The 16,435-nt window shown below is 67.0% G+C and carries 6 protein-coding genes (1 of these 6 only partly in view); 2 read left to right on the top strand and 4 right to left on the bottom strand.

What is annotated here, in order from left to right:
• Nucleotides 1-87 precede the first annotated feature (87 nt).
• The 4 genes from OG413_RS41065 to OG413_RS41050 all read right to left on the bottom strand — a co-directional run bounded on the left by OG413_RS41065 (nucleotide 88) and on the right by OG413_RS41050 (nucleotide 4,992).
• The gene (locus OG413_RS41065) at nucleotides 88-1,455 is read right to left on the bottom strand and encodes a hypothetical protein (RefSeq protein WP_266814803.1); all 1,368 of its coding nucleotides are present in this window, start codon (nucleotides 1,453-1,455) and stop codon (nucleotides 88-90) included.
• Nucleotides 1,452-2,486 (bottom strand): ParA family protein, encoded by a 1,035-nt coding sequence (locus OG413_RS41060; RefSeq protein ID WP_266814802.1) that lies wholly within the window; start codon nucleotides 2,484-2,486, stop codon nucleotides 1,452-1,454. The genes OG413_RS41065 and OG413_RS41060 overlap by 4 nt, the downstream gene beginning before the upstream one ends.
• A gap of 1,499 nt (nucleotides 2,487-3,985) precedes the next feature.
• Complete coding sequence (locus OG413_RS41055) at nucleotides 3,986-4,471, bottom strand: hypothetical protein (protein ID WP_266814801.1); 486 nt, start codon at nucleotides 4,469-4,471, stop codon at nucleotides 3,986-3,988.
• A gap of 14 nt (nucleotides 4,472-4,485) precedes the next feature.
• Entirely contained in the window at nucleotides 4,486-4,992 is a 507-nt protein-coding gene (locus OG413_RS41050; protein WP_266814800.1) for a hypothetical protein, read from the bottom strand.
• Nucleotides 4,993-6,466: 1,474 nt separating this feature from the next.
• On the opposite strand from OG413_RS41050, the gene OG413_RS41045 reads away from it, so the two are divergent.
• Complete coding sequence (locus OG413_RS41045) at nucleotides 6,467-6,949, top strand: hypothetical protein (RefSeq protein ID WP_266814799.1); 483 nt, start codon at nucleotides 6,467-6,469, stop codon at nucleotides 6,947-6,949.
• Nucleotides 6,950-16,435, top strand: partial view of a UvrD-helicase domain-containing protein gene (locus OG413_RS41040; protein WP_266814798.1) — the beginning only. Its footprint extends 18,339 nt past the window's final position; 9,486 of the gene's 27,825 nt are visible here — the first part of the coding sequence; its start codon is at nucleotides 6,950-6,952; the stop codon falls past the right edge of the window.

The following is a 16,435-nucleotide window of genomic DNA, read 5'->3' as shown; positions in this document are numbered from 1 at the left end:
CGCTGAATCTTCTGTGCAGGTACTGACGTTCGTGGACAGTAGGCCCGGATCACGGATTGAAGGCGCTCCACGGCAATGCGCTAGTAGTCACTGGTAGGTGGTCTCCGTGGTCCGGGCAAAGAATTCCTCCACGTGGGGCAGCTCGTTGGGAAGGCCGTTGAGGTAGTCGGCGACAACTGCGCTGATGATCTCAAACGGCTGGATCTTTATGGCCGGCATCGCGCCGAGGAGATCCATCATCCTGCTGACCTTCGCATCCACATCCTTGCGAAGAGTGCAGGAGAACCGCTGCTTCTCGAGGTTGGCGAGGTACTGGTTGTTGAGGATGTAGCCGCGGTACTTGTAGGCCATTTCCGCAAGACGTTCGACATGATCCTTCTCGTCCTCGATCAAATCCTCGTCGACACACGTGGGGTCGAGTGATCCCAATGCTGCTTCAAGGACGGCGTCGACGTAGTGAGCCGGAGTGAGCCTATGGCGCTGGCCAGTGAGGGTCATGAAAAGCGCCTTGTCACGGGTCCCCTGATTAGCGAGTTGCTCGAACGCAGCCCCATACAGGTGAATGTTCCTATTCACGCTCGGGACGGTACTGAGCTGGCCCACGCGATATGCGACTAGCAGAGATGAGTAGCGCGGGGCAGCTTCCTGGAGCTCGCGCAGAGCATCTTCGCGGCTCGTCTGCTGCTGGCTCGGGTCGAACCGCGCCACACGCGGTCGTCGCAGTCGTCGAGGCGCCGGGCTTCCCTGCTGAGCCGTAGCGATCACGTACCCGCCACCGCTGGTTGCAGAATGCCGCGCCATCTCGGTGCTAGTCCCTGTCGAGGGAGTCGAAGCGCGCCCCTCCCACCCGGATGAGGCAGCAACGCCAGGCGTCACCTCATTAAGCGAAGCCCCCGATGGGCTGTGGATCTTCCCACGCTCTGTGCCCGATTCTTCACCCATGTAGGGCTGCGTCCTCACCACATCCTCAGCTGGAGCTGGCTCAGCGGGCGAGACTGCATGGCGACGGCTGTCAGGGGTGTCATGGTCGACCTCCGCGGCGGAGGACTGAGGCAGCGGCTCCGCAGAGGCAGGCTCAGTCGTGCTGGCTTCCGCCGCTTCTCCTCCACTGCTCACCGGAGAGCTGTTGGGCTGAGGCGGAACCAGCGCCTCAGCCACGCCTCCGGCAGGTTCATCCGCCTTGTCCACCGTGAAGCCAGCGAAGAAGGATGCAGCATCCTTATCGAGACCCGCAGGTTGGGACTTCACTGCCCCGCCCTCCGACTCCTGGTCACCTCCGCCGTTCGATTCGACAGCCCCGGCCTTGAAGCCCTTGAGTGAGAAGTTGGGCATCTGGGCGGCGAGCCTCTTCTTCCTCTCTTCGGCCTCGCGAGCCTTCCGCTCCGCAGGGGTCTCCGCGGACTTGGACGGCGTGCCGGAGGCAGACCTTTTGGTGGATCCGTTGCGGCCCGTCATGCGGCTACTCCCTCAAGCTCGGCGGTACGGCTGACGACACGCTTGATCACATCGCCAGTAAACGTTGTCCAGTCCTCAGCCAGGTCGAGTGCCTTATCTGGCTCAACAAGACGACCATTGGCATAGCGCGGCCTCGGCACGGAAGCGCCCGACTCGTCGAGAAGTAGCTCGTTCGCGGCAAGCGCGAGCTCACGGGCTGGCAAGCCGTTGTTCCGACTCACAGTTGACAAGGCTCGAGCTTCTCGAATGTGGTCCTGCATGACCAAGCCTGCTTCGAGCCCAGCGGCCTCAAGAAGCAGCTCAATCTTGACCCGCACGATGTCGAGCTCGGCGGTCGCCTCACCAGCAACCTTCTTGAACCCCAGGAAGCCGATCGCTGCGATGCCGAGTTCAGGGTTGATGAGCCGGACCTCAGCCACGAGATTGGCGATCGTCTGAAGACCTCCGAGCATGGCGTCGTCGGCATTCTTCACGGGCAGCACAAGGTGTGTCACCGCTGCGAGACCAAGGCGCTGAACCGACACATCGCCGGGGGAGAAGTCCACGATGATCCACGCATAGTTGTGTGAAATCTGCGCCAGGAGCATCCCAAGCATGAGGTATGGAGCCTGAACGTGCTTACTCGCCAACCGACTGATCTCGGCAGCGAGTCCCGAGTTGGCTGACCCCGCTACGGTCATGTCCAGGTATGGCTTTACATTCCTGACGACCGTGAATGGCTTGTCCTCAGTGACGGCCCCAACAAAGCCATTGCCATCGTCATCAAACTCTCCACCGAGGATCTTCAGGTCGAGCCGACCATTCCCGTTACTGTCCAGCTCGATGTAGAGGATGGGCTTCGCCTCGTGCCCCTGCTGTGCAAGGTTCTGCTGCTCCTGCGCAAGCATGTGGCTGAGAGTCACACCAGTTGTGGTCTTCCCTTCACCCCCCTTGCCGATCGTTACGCCGATGACGTTGCGCAGTCGGGGCCTCAGCTGTGCCACCAAGTCCTGCAGCCCGTCAGGAGGGGTCATGGCGGTGAACTGGCTCACGATCCTGAGCCGCGACGCGAGTGATTCGAAGGTGTGAAGGTGCACTGATTCTCCGCTATGCCAAGTTTCGCGAGGGGGACGGTACGTTGCCGTGATATCCCACGCAGGCGCCGACAGGTCAGCCCGCGTACTCGTCACGGCACGCAGTGGATGCTACAGCCACAGCAGTGCCAAAGTCACGCACCATCACATCGGTATGCACAGCTGATAGTTGATCGAACTTCCGACCCCCTCGCCCACCGATAGGACGCTCGCTTAGCGAATGCCGATAGGCCAGCATTCCCACTTCCATTACCTCAAGTTGCATTGATATCAGGCTCCCTAGCACCATCCCTTACATGTCTAATCAATGCCCACCTGGGATTCTCGCATCCACGCGAGCTGTATCGGTGGCAGCACTGATGACCCGAGTGAGTAAATGATTAAAGTGTGTGACCTTGTGAAACATGCAGGTCAGAGGCGGTTTTTACTTTTCCTAGACCTTTAAGTCTGTCGAGTGCATGTCATTTGCTGTCACGGAATGTGACCCTGTGTGACTGCCGTTGCACCGTGAGAGGTCCATCGCGCGACGGTCCAGGAGGAGACCTGAACTCCGGGAGGCTTGATGGAAGTCACCTGCTGGTGGGGTAAACGACCATAGGTGGGCGTGCGCACGGAAACTCTTCCTTTGAATGGTCGCCCGTCGTCGATTTCCCTGCATATGACGCGCACAGTGTTCGCGACTGTAGATAGATGCTGAACGGGATGCAGCGTTCACAAGCTCACACACTTTCCTCACTTCCTCACCCGCCCATGTCTCGTGAGCCACGCAACGGATCGTGGACCGATCGACAAGCTCATGACGTCTCCCGACGCGCTCCTGCTACTGGCGGGAACCGCCTAACGGTTGCGACGAGACTGGTGGACTCAACGAGGCGGCGAGAACGACCGGGCCCAGCGAGCGGTCAGACGCCGAGAGAACGATGACGAGATGACGAGCTGCAGGGGTAGCGCTCCGGCTGGGGCTGCGCATAGGCGGCACCACAGCTATACACCTGGCCCTGCAACCTGGTGAGACGGCTACGCACTAAACAGGAAGGCAGGGGTGACAAGGCGAACGATGGAGGCGGGGGCGACCTCCTCAGATCATGAGGGGCAGAGGGCGCCAGTCCGAGGCGGGCGTCCGCCGCCTCTCATCGCATCGATAGAGAGACACGCAGGCCCGGGGCCTACTCATGGCGGCTGGCCGGCACTCACTCGTCGGGGTGAGGCCGGCAGCGGCACAGTTGCAGCGATCGATCGTGGTCAGTTCGGCGCCGTTCGGACCCAGCCAGTCGCCCTGTCCCGTTCCGTGGGTGCACGTCGGTGTGCCACGTCGCAGGCCCTGAGGCTGCTCCCACCTTGGGCGAATGGCTCCGCTGGCGCTCGGATCCAGTTCGGGGTAAGGTGATCAAGTGTCTTAGACACAGCGAGGCCCCACCTTCGGGTGGGGCCTCGCTGTTTCCGGGCTTCGAGATGTACTACTGACGTCCCCGGCGGCGCGCTGCGCTTAGGTCAGCCACACCCGGTGCTGTCGGAACCTTGCCGTGCTTCCGCTCCAGGGTGCGGAGCCGGACCTCCTCCTCGTGCCTTTCGAGGGCCTCGTCGTACCGCTCCTGGTAGTCCTCGACATCGAGCCAGTCGTCTTCGACCATGCCGTCGATGGCCGCCTTGTGCTCTGCGGGAGTGCGAAAGCCACTCAGCATTGGGTTGAGCTGGTAGAGACCTTTAGTCTTCCGGAAAACCATGCGGGCGAGCCCCAGATGAAGAAGCCCACGACCCGCTTGGGAACGATGTACTTTCAGCGCTTCGGCGATCTCAACCTCGGTGGTCTGGCACAGACCCCCGGGCCTCTGCTCGCCCAGAAGGTGGTGCAGTACCCGGTAGCTGATGCCCGGCATGCTCGGGGTGTACGCGAAGACGTTGAAGGAGCCCCAGGTGAGTTCCGCCGGCGCTTCGTCGACCATGGGTACCTCTGCCATCAACACTGCCCTCCGGGGGACTCTGAATCGGACTGCTTGGCCGCTCCTCGACGACGAGGAAGCTCCGGATCGGGCCGAGCCAGCTGTTTGAAAGCTTCGGAGACGTTCGGATCGTCCAGAAGATCCGCCAAGAGGCTCAGCTGGTCCACCCTCACCCGAACTTTCTCCGTCCGGGCCCCACTTCGCTCCCGTACTGGTCGCTCAAACGTCTGGGTACCGCCTCGAAGCGTCGCCGCGGGCTGGAGCTGATAGTGCCCTCGCTTAGGCATGTGAACCAGCCCGAGTGCGGTGAGCTTGGAAATGGACCTGGAGACTTGGCTTTGATCACGCCTCTTGCGCAGGTCTTCCCACATCTGCTCGGAAATGCCCTGAGCGATCTCGTTCTGAGTGACGCATGCAAGACCTCCCGGCTCCTGGCTGCCGATCAGGAAGAGGAGGACGCAGAGACTGACGTTGTCGTCGTAGAAGTAGGCGGAGGCCCAGCGCATGAAGGCGAGCGAATCCATCGCGAACCCGCCGCCGATGAAGCCATCACTTGTGAGGGGCGGCTCGACATGGGCCCTGTGGCCATCAGGGAGCTCAACAACGTTGGGACGAGGTGCGAGACTCCCCGGCTGTCGGTAGGGGCTGGCTCGGGGGCTCGGCTTCTTACGGGGAACTGGAGATGGCCCGAGGGACCCGTTAACGTCCGGGCCTCGGGCGGAACTTGCCGACATGGCGAAGAGCGCTCCTCAAGATCGAATCTTAGACAAGCGGCAGCCTACTAATTGCGCGCATACCGCGCAACGACGCGCTGTATTTGCGCGTTGGCGTGTCGTGTATGAGGTGTAGCGCATGAACCGGACCGCCGAGAGCTAGCCCGCTTGGCCCCTGCGGCACGTGGCGCTCACCCCTGAGGCCTCTCTAGTTCGCACGCGTGCGCATCGGGAAGCCGCGGTGGCTCTCCAGATCGCATGTCGTACATAAGTACGAACAAGTCATTCGCGTACGCGCGTTAGCCTCCGCTCGCGGGGCCCTCCTTGGTGGACTATCGCGACATCCACTTCGGGGGCGTGGTGCATTAAGGCGCGCACGATTGCGCACATAGCGCGCAATCGTCAAGGTAGGTAGGGTGCTCACTCCATACGGCAGCACCAGTTGTATGAGATACACGTCATGATCAAAGCGATCTATACCGCCTCTGACCTGCAGGAACGCGCATCTCTCTAACTTCTAGAGCGTGCGCGCGCGCGTGATATCTGCCCATCACGCATAACGCAAGCACCACGGCCCATCGCACGCCCAACTACCTCACCATCTACCCCGTTCTCGGCCCGCACCAGTTGCCCCCTAGCTCTGCCGCGCCATCTCTACCCGGTTCCGAATCTCCACCACCTCCCCGTCCACCCTCTTTGTCGGGCACCTGTAAGCGCTCCCGGATCACCACTCCCCACCCAATGCGAGGTATGGGAGGTTTGCAGTCCCGCTTGCCCAGGGAGGGCGCCCTGCGCCCGAGTGGTGCGTCGGCGACGTTAGGAGCTGACGCAGGGCATGCGGGCTGGGCTGGTCCAGGCCGCCAAGGGCCTGGCGCTGGGGGTCTGGGGGGCGAGCAGGCCCTCAGCAGGGGGTGCAGGGGGCAACGCCCCCTGACGGGGTCGGGGGTTGGCCCCCGCGGTGCGGGTCCAGGGGCCGCTTGCCCCTGGCGGGGTCCAGGGGCAGCGCCCCTGGGATGTACGGCGCTGAACTTTTTGCATGCGAGAGACCCATTGAATTACCCGCCCCGACACTGCGCTTCCTTCTCAGTGTCCGACGCCCTCCATTCCGTCTTGCGGACCGCAAGGAAAGATCCTTCTCTCATCGGTCCCGCCCCACGGAACTAAGCAGCTCAGACCCTCTATCAGCCCTCTCCGCCGCCAAATATCGGTTCCTGGCGGCGTGGGAGGAGCTTCTCAAAATCCTTGATCGTTCTGCGCTGCCCATCGGACGTGGGGAGTGGTGGACGTGAATCAGTACGGGCGGCTCGCGCAGCGGCACTGGCAGGAGTTCCGGCCCGGGCGCATCGCAGAGATCGATGACCCAGGGGCCTTCTTCGCCGAGCTGGGCGTTGATGTCCAGGACGAGGTGCGGGTCCGTTGGACCGCCGAGCGTCTGTCCGCACCCACCGTGGTGGGGGAGTCCTACCTCGAGCGCGCTGGCCGCCTGCAGCAGATGCGTCACGAGACAGAAGCCGAGGTCCTGCGTGAGCTCGTGCTGCTGCCCGATGATGACGACGCAGACCTGGCTGACGACCCGCACCTCACCGGCGCCGAGCTGGGGGAGGAGCAGTGGCGCGAGCAGCACCTCCACGATCTGCTGGCCGGCCGCAGTGGGCCGGGGGACTTCAGCGCGGCGGAGCGTGTTCGCCTCCGTATCGGCGCTCCGGCCCGGCTCTTGGAGCTGACGGGGCTCTCGGATGACGCTCTTGGCCGTCAGGGGCTGCTGTAAATGGCGGCGCAGGAGGGGGCGTTCCGCCCCGAAGACCAGAACGATCTTGCTCCGGCCATGCCGATGCCCCGCCTGGAGGCGAACCTCGCCGCCCTGCGGACGCTACGCCTCATCCAGGGAGAAAACCGGGACGCGACCGACGAGGAGCGGCGCATCTTGGCCCGGTGGTCGTCGTGGGGTGCACTGCCGAACCTCTTCGCCCCGTCGAAGGAGCGGACCAAGAGTCACCGACAAAAGTACGAGGCCGCGCACGCAGAGCTGAAGGAGCTGCTCAGCGAGACGGAGTACGCGGCCGCGAAGCGGACCACGCTGAACGCGCACTACACGGACGCGGCGTTCGTCCAGGTGATCTGGCGGGCCTTGCAGGCGCTCGGGTTCAAGGGCGGCCGGGTGCTGGAGCCTGGCTCCGGGGTGGGCACGTTCATCGGGATGGCGCCCGAGGGTGCCGAGATGACCGGTGTCGAGCTCGACCCGGTGACCGCGGCGATCAGCCAGGCACTGTATCCGCAGGCCCGCATCGTCAATGAGGGATTTGAGAAGTCACGGATCAAGCCGGGCGAGTACGACGCGGCGATCGGCAACGTGCCCTTCCACTCCGCCCGTCTGACCGACCCCCGGCACAACCCCGGCAACTTCCCCATGCACGACCACTTCATCATCAAGGCCCTGGAAGGTGTACGGGTCGGGGGAGTGGCCGCGTTCATCACCTCGACCGGCACCCTGGACAAGTCCTCCAAGGCTGCCCGTGCCGAGATGGGCGAACTCGCCGACCTCGTGTGCGCGATCCGGCTGCCCAACGGCGCCCACGCCGCGGCCGCCGGCACCGACGTCGCGACGGACCTGCTCGTGTTCCGCCGCAAAGCGCCCTCGCACAAAAAGCAGGGTGCCGTCTTCGCGAAGAGCGAAGAGGTCAAGACTGCGGCCGACGAGCGGATGGACGTCAACGAGTACTACCAGAAGCACCCGCGCAACGTGCTGGGCACTCTGAAGGCCGGCCGGGCCCGGGGCAGCAAGTACCGGCCGGAGGTCCGTGCGGGCAGCGGCGACACCGCCGCCCGTCTCGACAAGGAGCTGCAGCGGGAGATCGCGGCCGCCGTCGAGGCCGGTCTGGCGATGACCGAGAACCCGGCCAGGCGCGAGGAGGAGGTCCAGGGGCCCGGCGCGCAGGAGCTGTTCGGGGACAACGCCGAGCGGTTCGACGGTCGGATCATCGAGTTGCCCGACGGCAGTTTCTGGTCCGCGCGCCTGGACGACAGCGAGCCGCACCCCTGCCCCAAGACCCAGCGCGACGAGCTCAAGGCGCTGCTGCTGATACGTGATGCCGTCTCGGAACTGCTGGACGCTGAAACCTCTCCGGACGCCGACGACGCCTGGCTCATATTCCTGCGTTCGACCCTGAACGCGCACTACGAGGCGTATGTCAAGAAGTTCGGGCCGGTCAGCCGGTTCACCCGGCAGGAGCGGACCCGCAAGCTCACCTGGGACGACCTGCCCGAGGAACTGTCCGAGCAACTGATGGATGCGGCTCTGGATGTCTCGGGGCGGCTGGGATCCAAGCAGCAGGGTGCCATCGAAAACCTCGGCGACGGTGTCCTGACCGAAGCGGACCTGCAGGTGCTGCTCGGGTGGAACGCGGAGAAGGCCCCCACCGCACTGCGCGAGAGCCTGGCCGAACTCCAGTCGCTGCGCGATGAGCTGCGCGACGCGGGGAAGCTCAAGGTCTGGGCCCGCGTCCCTCCGCCGCAGGGCGGCTTCGCGGATGACCCGCACGCCCCTCTCGTCTACGCCCTGGAGGACTACGACGAGGAGGCGGGCACCGCCCGCAAGTCCGAGATCTTCACCCAACGCGTCTCCGCTCCTCGCACCCTGCCCGAGCGCGCGGAAACCGCTGAAGAAGCCGCCGCGATCAGCCTCGACCTGCACGGGGAGATACGCCTCGACGTCATCGCCCGCCTGCTGGATCTGGACGGGCAGCAGGCCGCGCGTACGGCGCTGTTCGGTGTGGTGTACGAGGAGCCCCACACCGAGCGTCTGGTGCCGGCCGCCGAGTACCTGTCGGGCAACGTGCGCCTCAAGCTCGCCCAGGCCCAGGACGCCGCAGCAGTCGATCAGCGGTTCGTCGCGAACGTCGCGGCGCTGGTCGAGGTGCAGCCCAAGGACGTGCCGCCGGGCGAGATCCGAGTGAAGCTCGGCGCCCCGTGGGTGGACGCCTCCTACGTGCAGGAGTTCCTGCGCGAGCTGCTGCGCGACGAGTCGATCAAGGTGGAGCGGGCCGCCGGCTCGACGTGGACGATCAACTGCCGCGCCGAGAAGAACGTCATGACCACCGCGGTGTGGGGCACCGAGGAGATGAACGCGGTCGACATCGCCCGCGCCCTGCTCAACCAGCGGCCCATCCGCATCACCGCCAACTTCCCCGAAGAGGCAACGGCCGCGGAGAAGGCGGCGCTCCGCGCCGAGGCGATGACCGCCACGACGATCGCCAACAAGTACGGCGAGAGGATCAACGACGAGTTCCGCAACTGGCTGTGGAAGGACGAGGAGCGGGCCGAGACCCTCGCAGGCGTCTACAACACCCGGTTCAACAGCTTCGTCCTGCGCAACTACGACGACGCCCCCAAGCTGTCCTTCCCGGGCCTGTCCAACGAGTTCAACCCCCGCGCCCACCAGCAGGCCGCGGTCTCCCGGATCCTCAACGAGCCCAGTGCGCTGCTCGCTCACGAGGTCGGCGCCGGCAAGACCCTCGAGATGTCCATGGGCGCCATGGAACTGCGGCGTCTGGGGCTGGCACGCAAGCCCGCGATCGTCGTCCCCAACCACATGGCCGAGCAGTGGACACGCGAGTTCCTGCAGGCCTACCCCGGTGCGAAGGTTCTGACAGCGTCCACCAAGGACCTCTCCAGCCGGCGCAAGCGCAAGCGGTTCGCGGCCAAGGCCGCCACCGGCGACTGGGACGCGATCATCATGACGTACGGCGTCATGAAGGCCATCCCTCTCTCCTCGGCCGAGCACGAGAACTACATCGCCAACCAGCTCGCCGACTTCGAACGCGACCTCCAGCGCCGCCGCGCCGCGATCATCGCCAAGGGCGAAGACCCCGAAAAAGACGACACCGTCAAGGAGGTCGAAGGCAAGAAACTGGTCCGCGAGCAGGCCCTGCGCGCCCGGATGCACTCCATCCGCGAAGGGGGCCTGTCCTGGGAGCAGTTGGGCATCGACTACCTGTTCGTCGACGAGATCCACAATTTTAAGAACCTGTACAACCCGTCCAACAACGCCGGGCTGAGCATTGCCGGGTCGATCCGCGCGACCGACCTGCACATGAAGCTCGAATACATGCGGGAGAAGTACGGCGCCCGCGTGATCACCGGAGCCTCCGCCACCCCGGTGGTCAACTCCATCGCCGAGGCGTACGTGTGGATGAAGCTGCTGCGCCCCGACATCCTCGCTGCCGAGGGCCTGGAGAACTTCGACGACTGGGTCGCCAACCACGCCGAGATCGACACCAAGATCGAGATCGCGCCCGAGGGCGGCCTGCAGACCAAGTCCCGCTTCGCACGCTTCACCAACATGCCCGAGTTGCTGACGGCATGGTGGGTGCCCACCGACGTCAAGACGGCCGAAGACCTCGGGCTGCCGGTCCCCGAGGTGTACGGGGGCGGCCCGCAGATGGTGAAGTGCCCGGCCACCAGCGTCCACGCCGAGATAGCCGAGATAGCCAAGGTCCGCGCCCGCGACATCCGCTCGCGCGCCGTGGACCCCAGCGAAGACAACATGCTCAAACTGGCGTCCTGGATGAGGCAGGCGGCCCTCGACCCGCGCCTGGTCGGCTACGCCGTCGAGCCCGACGAGCAGACCAAGATCTCGATCGCCGCCGACAAGATCGCCGAGCTGTACCTCAAGCACAAGGACGACGTCTACCAGGGCCCCAAGGACGACGCCCCCGACGAGCTCCCCGGCTCCTTGCAGCTGGTTTTCGCCGACCTGGGCACCCCCTCGGCGGACGCCCTCAAGCAGGGCAAATGGACCGCCTACGACGGGCTGTTCATGGAGCTTGCCGCCCGCGGCGTGCCCACCGACGGCATCCGCTTCATGCAGGAGGCCAAGAGCGACCGCGACAAGGCCGCCCTGTTCCGCGATGCCCGCAACGGCAAGATCAGCGTGCTCATCGGCTCGACCGAGACCATGGGAACCGGCACCAATGTGCAGCGCCGAGCGATCGCCGTGCACCACCTGGACTGCCCGTGGCGCCCCGTCGACCTGCACCAGCGCACCGGCCGCGTCGTCCGGCAGAAGAACCTGAACTACGACCTGGGCCGCGAGGTCTACGTCTACAACTACGTCACCGAGAACTCCTTCGACGCCTACGTGTGGCAGCTCGTGCTCGGCAAGGCGAAGTTCATCCAGCAGCTGATGAGCGGCAAGCTCACCGACCGCACCATCGACGACATCGCGATGGACCTCAACGAATACATGGTGGAAGCGGTCTCCATCGGTGCCGGCGACCCGCGCCTGCAGGAAGTGGGACGGCTCCAGAACGAGATCCTCGGCATGGAGGCCGAGAAGCACGCCCACAACGCCGCCCAGTACGGGCTGCGGCACACCATCGACACGGAGAACCAGCGCGCCGAACAGCTGGAGACCCGCATCGCCTGGCTCACCACCATCGTCGGTGACGCCACCACGCAGGGCACTCGCCGCTCCACCCGCGACACCGACTTCTCCATGACGGTCCTCGCGAGCAACGGCACCAAGCGCACCTACACCAAACGCAAGGACGCCGCAGCCGCCCTGCGCTTCCGCCTCGGCGAGGTGCTCGACGACCTGCGCGGCCAGCCCAACCACCCGCCCATCGAGGTCGCCGAACTCGGTGGCGTGCCCGTCTTCGCCCGCCGGGACTTCCTCGACCTCCACCTCGACTTCGGCGCCGGCCAGCCCGTCCCCGTCGACCCCAAGAAGATGGCCGCCGACCCCGCTTCCGTCTCCGGCACCATCCAGTCCCTCGAATACCGCCTCGCCCACCTCGAAGACGACCTGGCCATCGCCGAAGAGGGGCACACCGACGCCCTCAAAGAGGTCGCGAACGCGCAGTCCTACCTCGGCACCATCTACCACGACGACGACAGCCTGGTGCAGGCCAAGGCACAGGTCGCGGCCCTGATGGCCGAGCTGGAGACCGAGGCCCCCGCCCAGAACAGCGGTCCCGGCGGAGCTGTGCCCAGTTACGCCAGCGCGGGCGCCGAAGACAGCCCGGCCATGGCCCGCTCCGGCGGGGGAGGCGGCGGTGGCGGCCGCTCGCGCAGTCGCACCGGCGGCTCGGTGGGCGGCGCTTCCGCCACCGGCGGAGCGGACGCGGAGGAGGAGCGGGAGGAGTTCCTCCACTACACCGACCGGCTCGGCACGCTGATCGCCGAGCGGCTCCTGGCCGAAGCCCTGCGCGCAGTGGTCGAAACCCACCCCGAGGCCGCCAAGACCCCCGCCGGCCGCAAACTCGCCAGGGCTCTGGAGCAGCTGCACGAGGAGAGTGGCCTCCTGCGCCAGAAGCGGCTCGACGGCGAGGGGCTCTCGCCCGCCGCGTCGATCGTGGCACCGGAACTGTGGCGCACCGCCATCGAGGACGCCATCGAGGACGCCACCAAGGCCCTCGGCAAATCCAACCCCATGGCCACCGACCTCAGGCGCCTGAGCCGCCTGGCCACGCTGCACGAACAGCGCTGGACCGCCACCCTGAGCACCCCCTCAGCCCTGACGCAGTGGAGCGATTCCAACGAACCGCGCGTGGATGAGTCCGGCGCCGAGGAGGGCCGCGAGTACGTGCGCCTCGACAACCTGGGCCTGTCGGCCAAGTACACCGAGGGCGCCGACCCCGTCGCTGCCCACGCCCTGCTGCGACGGCTCATGGAGGATAGTCCCGCCCTGCACTCTGTCGTCAGCGCGGGCCGCCACCTGACCGCCCGCTACCGCGACGGTTCGCGCCTCGAAGCTGTCTCCAACGACGCCCGGCTCGCCGGACTGGCCCGACGGGCCACACCCCCCGCCGCCCCGGACTCCGCCACCCAGAACCCGGCTGAAGAAGCCGCCGAGGCGCCCGCCGCGCCCGTTGTGGACGCACCAGCAGCCGTCCCGGTCACTGCCGCTCCGACTCCGGCTGCACCGCAGCCGACCGCGGCAGCGCAGCCGGCTCCGCCCTCAGCGGCCGTCTTCACCACCCAGCGGGAGTGGGACCACGCCTTCGCCCAGGTGGAAGGCGCCGAGATCACGCTCAGCAGCGCCGCCGACCAGACGTGGGACCGCGAGAACATCCCCCACGCCTTCACCCAGCTCCGTCACGAGCTGTTCTCCGCAGTCGCCGCCCACGAAGACCGTGACGGCCACGACACCGAAGCCGCCCTCACCAACTCGCTGGCCCAGGCCGAGCGGCTCCTGAATTCCCTCAAGGGCCGCGACCGCACCACCATGCAAAAGCCTCTGAACGCCTTTGCCGAGCTCGCCCGCACCTTCCTGCAACGCCATCGCGCCACCCTCGACCAGCACGACGGCGAGAACGACCTCGCCCGCACCATCGAGGCGCGCGCCCGGGCCCAGTTCGAGCAGTTCATGGCCACCTGGAGCAAGAACAACCAGCCCCTCGTCCAGGCCATCCGTGACAACGACGAGGAGACGGTGCGCGAGCTCGCTGCGGCCGACCCCACCGTCAACGGCACTCCGCCCCCGGCACCGCGGCCCACCCGCGCCAAGCGTCAGCCTGCCCCCGCCCCGGGGGCCGTCTCCGTCCCTGAGACCGAGCCCGGCGAGGCCATGGGCACCAGTGGCTACCCGGTGGGCGAGGACCTCTGGGTGCTCGGCGAAGACCGGCCCGCTCCGTACTCGACGACCAACCAACACGACTCCGCCGCAGCCGCGCGCAAAGAGCTGCACGAGGCGCACGGCCAGTGGGCGGAGGACTTCGGACACCACCTGCCCGAAGAGCCGAGCGAAGAACTCGCCCAGATCCTTGAGGAGTTCGCCAACTCCTGGGAACAGGCGCAGCAGACGCCCGACGAGCAGTGGGCACTGCAGATCCAGGCATACACCCGTATCCGCATGGCCGCCAGCGCCCTGGCCGCGCAGCCGGAGTACGTGCGCGCCGACCACCGCAGCACTGGCCGGCTGCGCCACCTCGCCCGCACCGCAGCCCTGTACACCGATCGCCTCGCCCACACTCCGCCGCCCGAGCCGGACGAGGCGTGGCTCCGTGAGCGGGCGCAGCTGTGGAACGAGACCTACCCGAGCCCCGGCGAGATCCAGTGGGCCCTCGACCGCCTGGCCGTAAGCCTCGCGCAGGACCCTGCCCCCGATGACCCGCAGAGCACAGACGAACAGACCGCCCTGCTCAAGGCCCGCGTCGCCGCCGCGCTCATCCCACGCGGCGCGGCCGCCCACCTGCAGGCGATGGACGGCCTCTACACGCTCCTTGCCCAGGCTCCGCGCCTCGTTCGAGACGACGTCCGCCAGCATGTCGGACGCCTAGCACAGACCCTCCTGACCTACCCGGAGGCCGAGACCGGGCTGGCCGGACAGCCGCGCTCCCTCGAGGTCGCCTTCCGCGAACTCGATCCGGCGCCCCCGTACGCGGAAGTCGACGGACACCCCGATCACGAGGGCTTGGCGAGCGCGCACGAAAGGATCGTCACCGCGGCGAGCCGGGCACACGCGCAGAGCCGCCCGACCAAGGCGGTCACCGAGCGGCGCCTGTCCCGCCTCTTGGAGGAGATCGACAGCCGCCCGCTCATGCTGCCCGACGGCCAAGTCGACCCCGCGTGGCCGCACCTGCTGGATGCGGCAGCGCAGCTGGCCCGCCAGGTCGGCCGCGAGCACGAGGAGGAGGGCTACCGCGCCCACTGGGAGAGCTACTTCAAGGACTTCGCGGTCGCAGCAGTGCGTCACGCGGGCAGGGTGCACGCCACGCTCATCGAAACAGACGGGGCCCTGGAGGCCGAGCTGGAAGCCCTCACCCAGCAGGCACTGACCGACCCCGAACTGCTCGCCGCGATGGGCACCCCCGCGCACCCGTTCACCAGCAACGCACCCGTGCCGTACGCGCCGGCGCTGCTGGACTGGCTGAGCGCCCGCGCGGCGGGGATGAGCCCGCTGCTGCGCCACACCCTGCACGCGGACTTCACCCCGCGCGGCTTCACCGGCGCCTTCGCCCGCCTGGCGGCCAGCGCCGCCCGGCACGCCACGGGCACCGAGCCCGCCCGCACCGGCGGGCGCCTCCCGGTGCCGCCCCAGTGGCAGGAGCACGCCGAGCTCATCGACCAGCTGATGGACAAAGCCGCAACCGACCCCAGGACCGCCGCCCTCACGGTCAGCAACGATCCCATCGACCCGTTCCTTGTCGACCTGGTCCGTGAATGGATCCAGGACCAGGTCATGGACCAGGTGGGCTCGTCGCCCTACGACGCGCTGGACGTCGCGCGGATGGAGGCGTTCTTCGGTGACGGCGCGGAGATCGACCTCCTCGCCGTCCACGTCACCGCGCACACCGCGCAGAGCGCCCGCCTCGCCCAACTCCCGCACCCCATAGCCCTGTACGCCGTCCGCCGCGGTGGCGAGGTGCTCGTGTGCCGTGGTGAGGAGCTGTACGACCGGCTCGGTCAGGACCCCGGGCTGCGGATCTCCTGGCAGAACGACCAGGAGCCGTGGGCCCTGTGGTCCCGTGACAGCGGACGGGACGGCACGCTGGCGCTGCTGAGCGCCACGGGCGAAGCCGACCGGTTCGCCGAGGCCGCCCGCGGCCTGGCCCCCTCTGCGGCGCAAACTCTCCTCGCCGAGCGGGCCACCGACTGGCCGGGCCTGCTCGACCTGGACGAGGCGACCGGCAGGGCGCTCGTCGCCTACGCCGCCACCGGTCCGGAGCCCGCGGCACACGCACCGGGCTCGGGGACTCGCGTGCGTACCGCAGCCGAGGGGGAGTGGGCGCTGGAAGTCCTCCATGCCCCCTTCTTCACCCTCGGTGCGTCCGCCGTCGAGGCCGCCGACGTCCTGCTCACCGACATGAACCTGTGGCTGTCCGAGCACCGTGCCCTGCTGGAGGACTTCACACCGTGGCACGTCGAGGCCACCGAGGAGGCCATGGCGGATGCCGCCGTGAGCTTCCCCACCGAGGGCGGCAACGGCGGCCCCCCGGAGCACTGGCTGGCCATGTCCGCGGTCCACCAGCACCTGAAGCTCCTTCAGGTCGAGGCGTCCACCCGCGGTGAGGCCCGCCCGCTGCACCACGCTCTGACCCAGCTGGGCATCCTGCTGCGGCGCAGCGACAACTACCTGGCCCGGGCCGCCTCCCGAGACATGCCCACCCCCAGCCGCGCATTCTTGCGCTCGGCGGCCGGGAAGAGTACCTACGCGCGGCCCCGGGACGCGGTCGCGGCCCTGGCCGACCTGCAGTCCGCCTGGCAGACGTGGACCCAGGAGATCGGTCCGGTCGAGGCGCTGCCCGCAGCGGAG

It is taken from the genome of Streptomyces sp. NBC_01433, from assembly GCF_026340105.1.
In the GTDB taxonomy this organism is placed as follows: domain Bacteria; phylum Actinomycetota; class Actinomycetes; order Streptomycetales; family Streptomycetaceae; genus Streptomyces.
The sequence above is the reverse complement of the archived record's forward strand: the minus strand, read 5'-3'. Positions and strand labels throughout refer to the sequence as shown.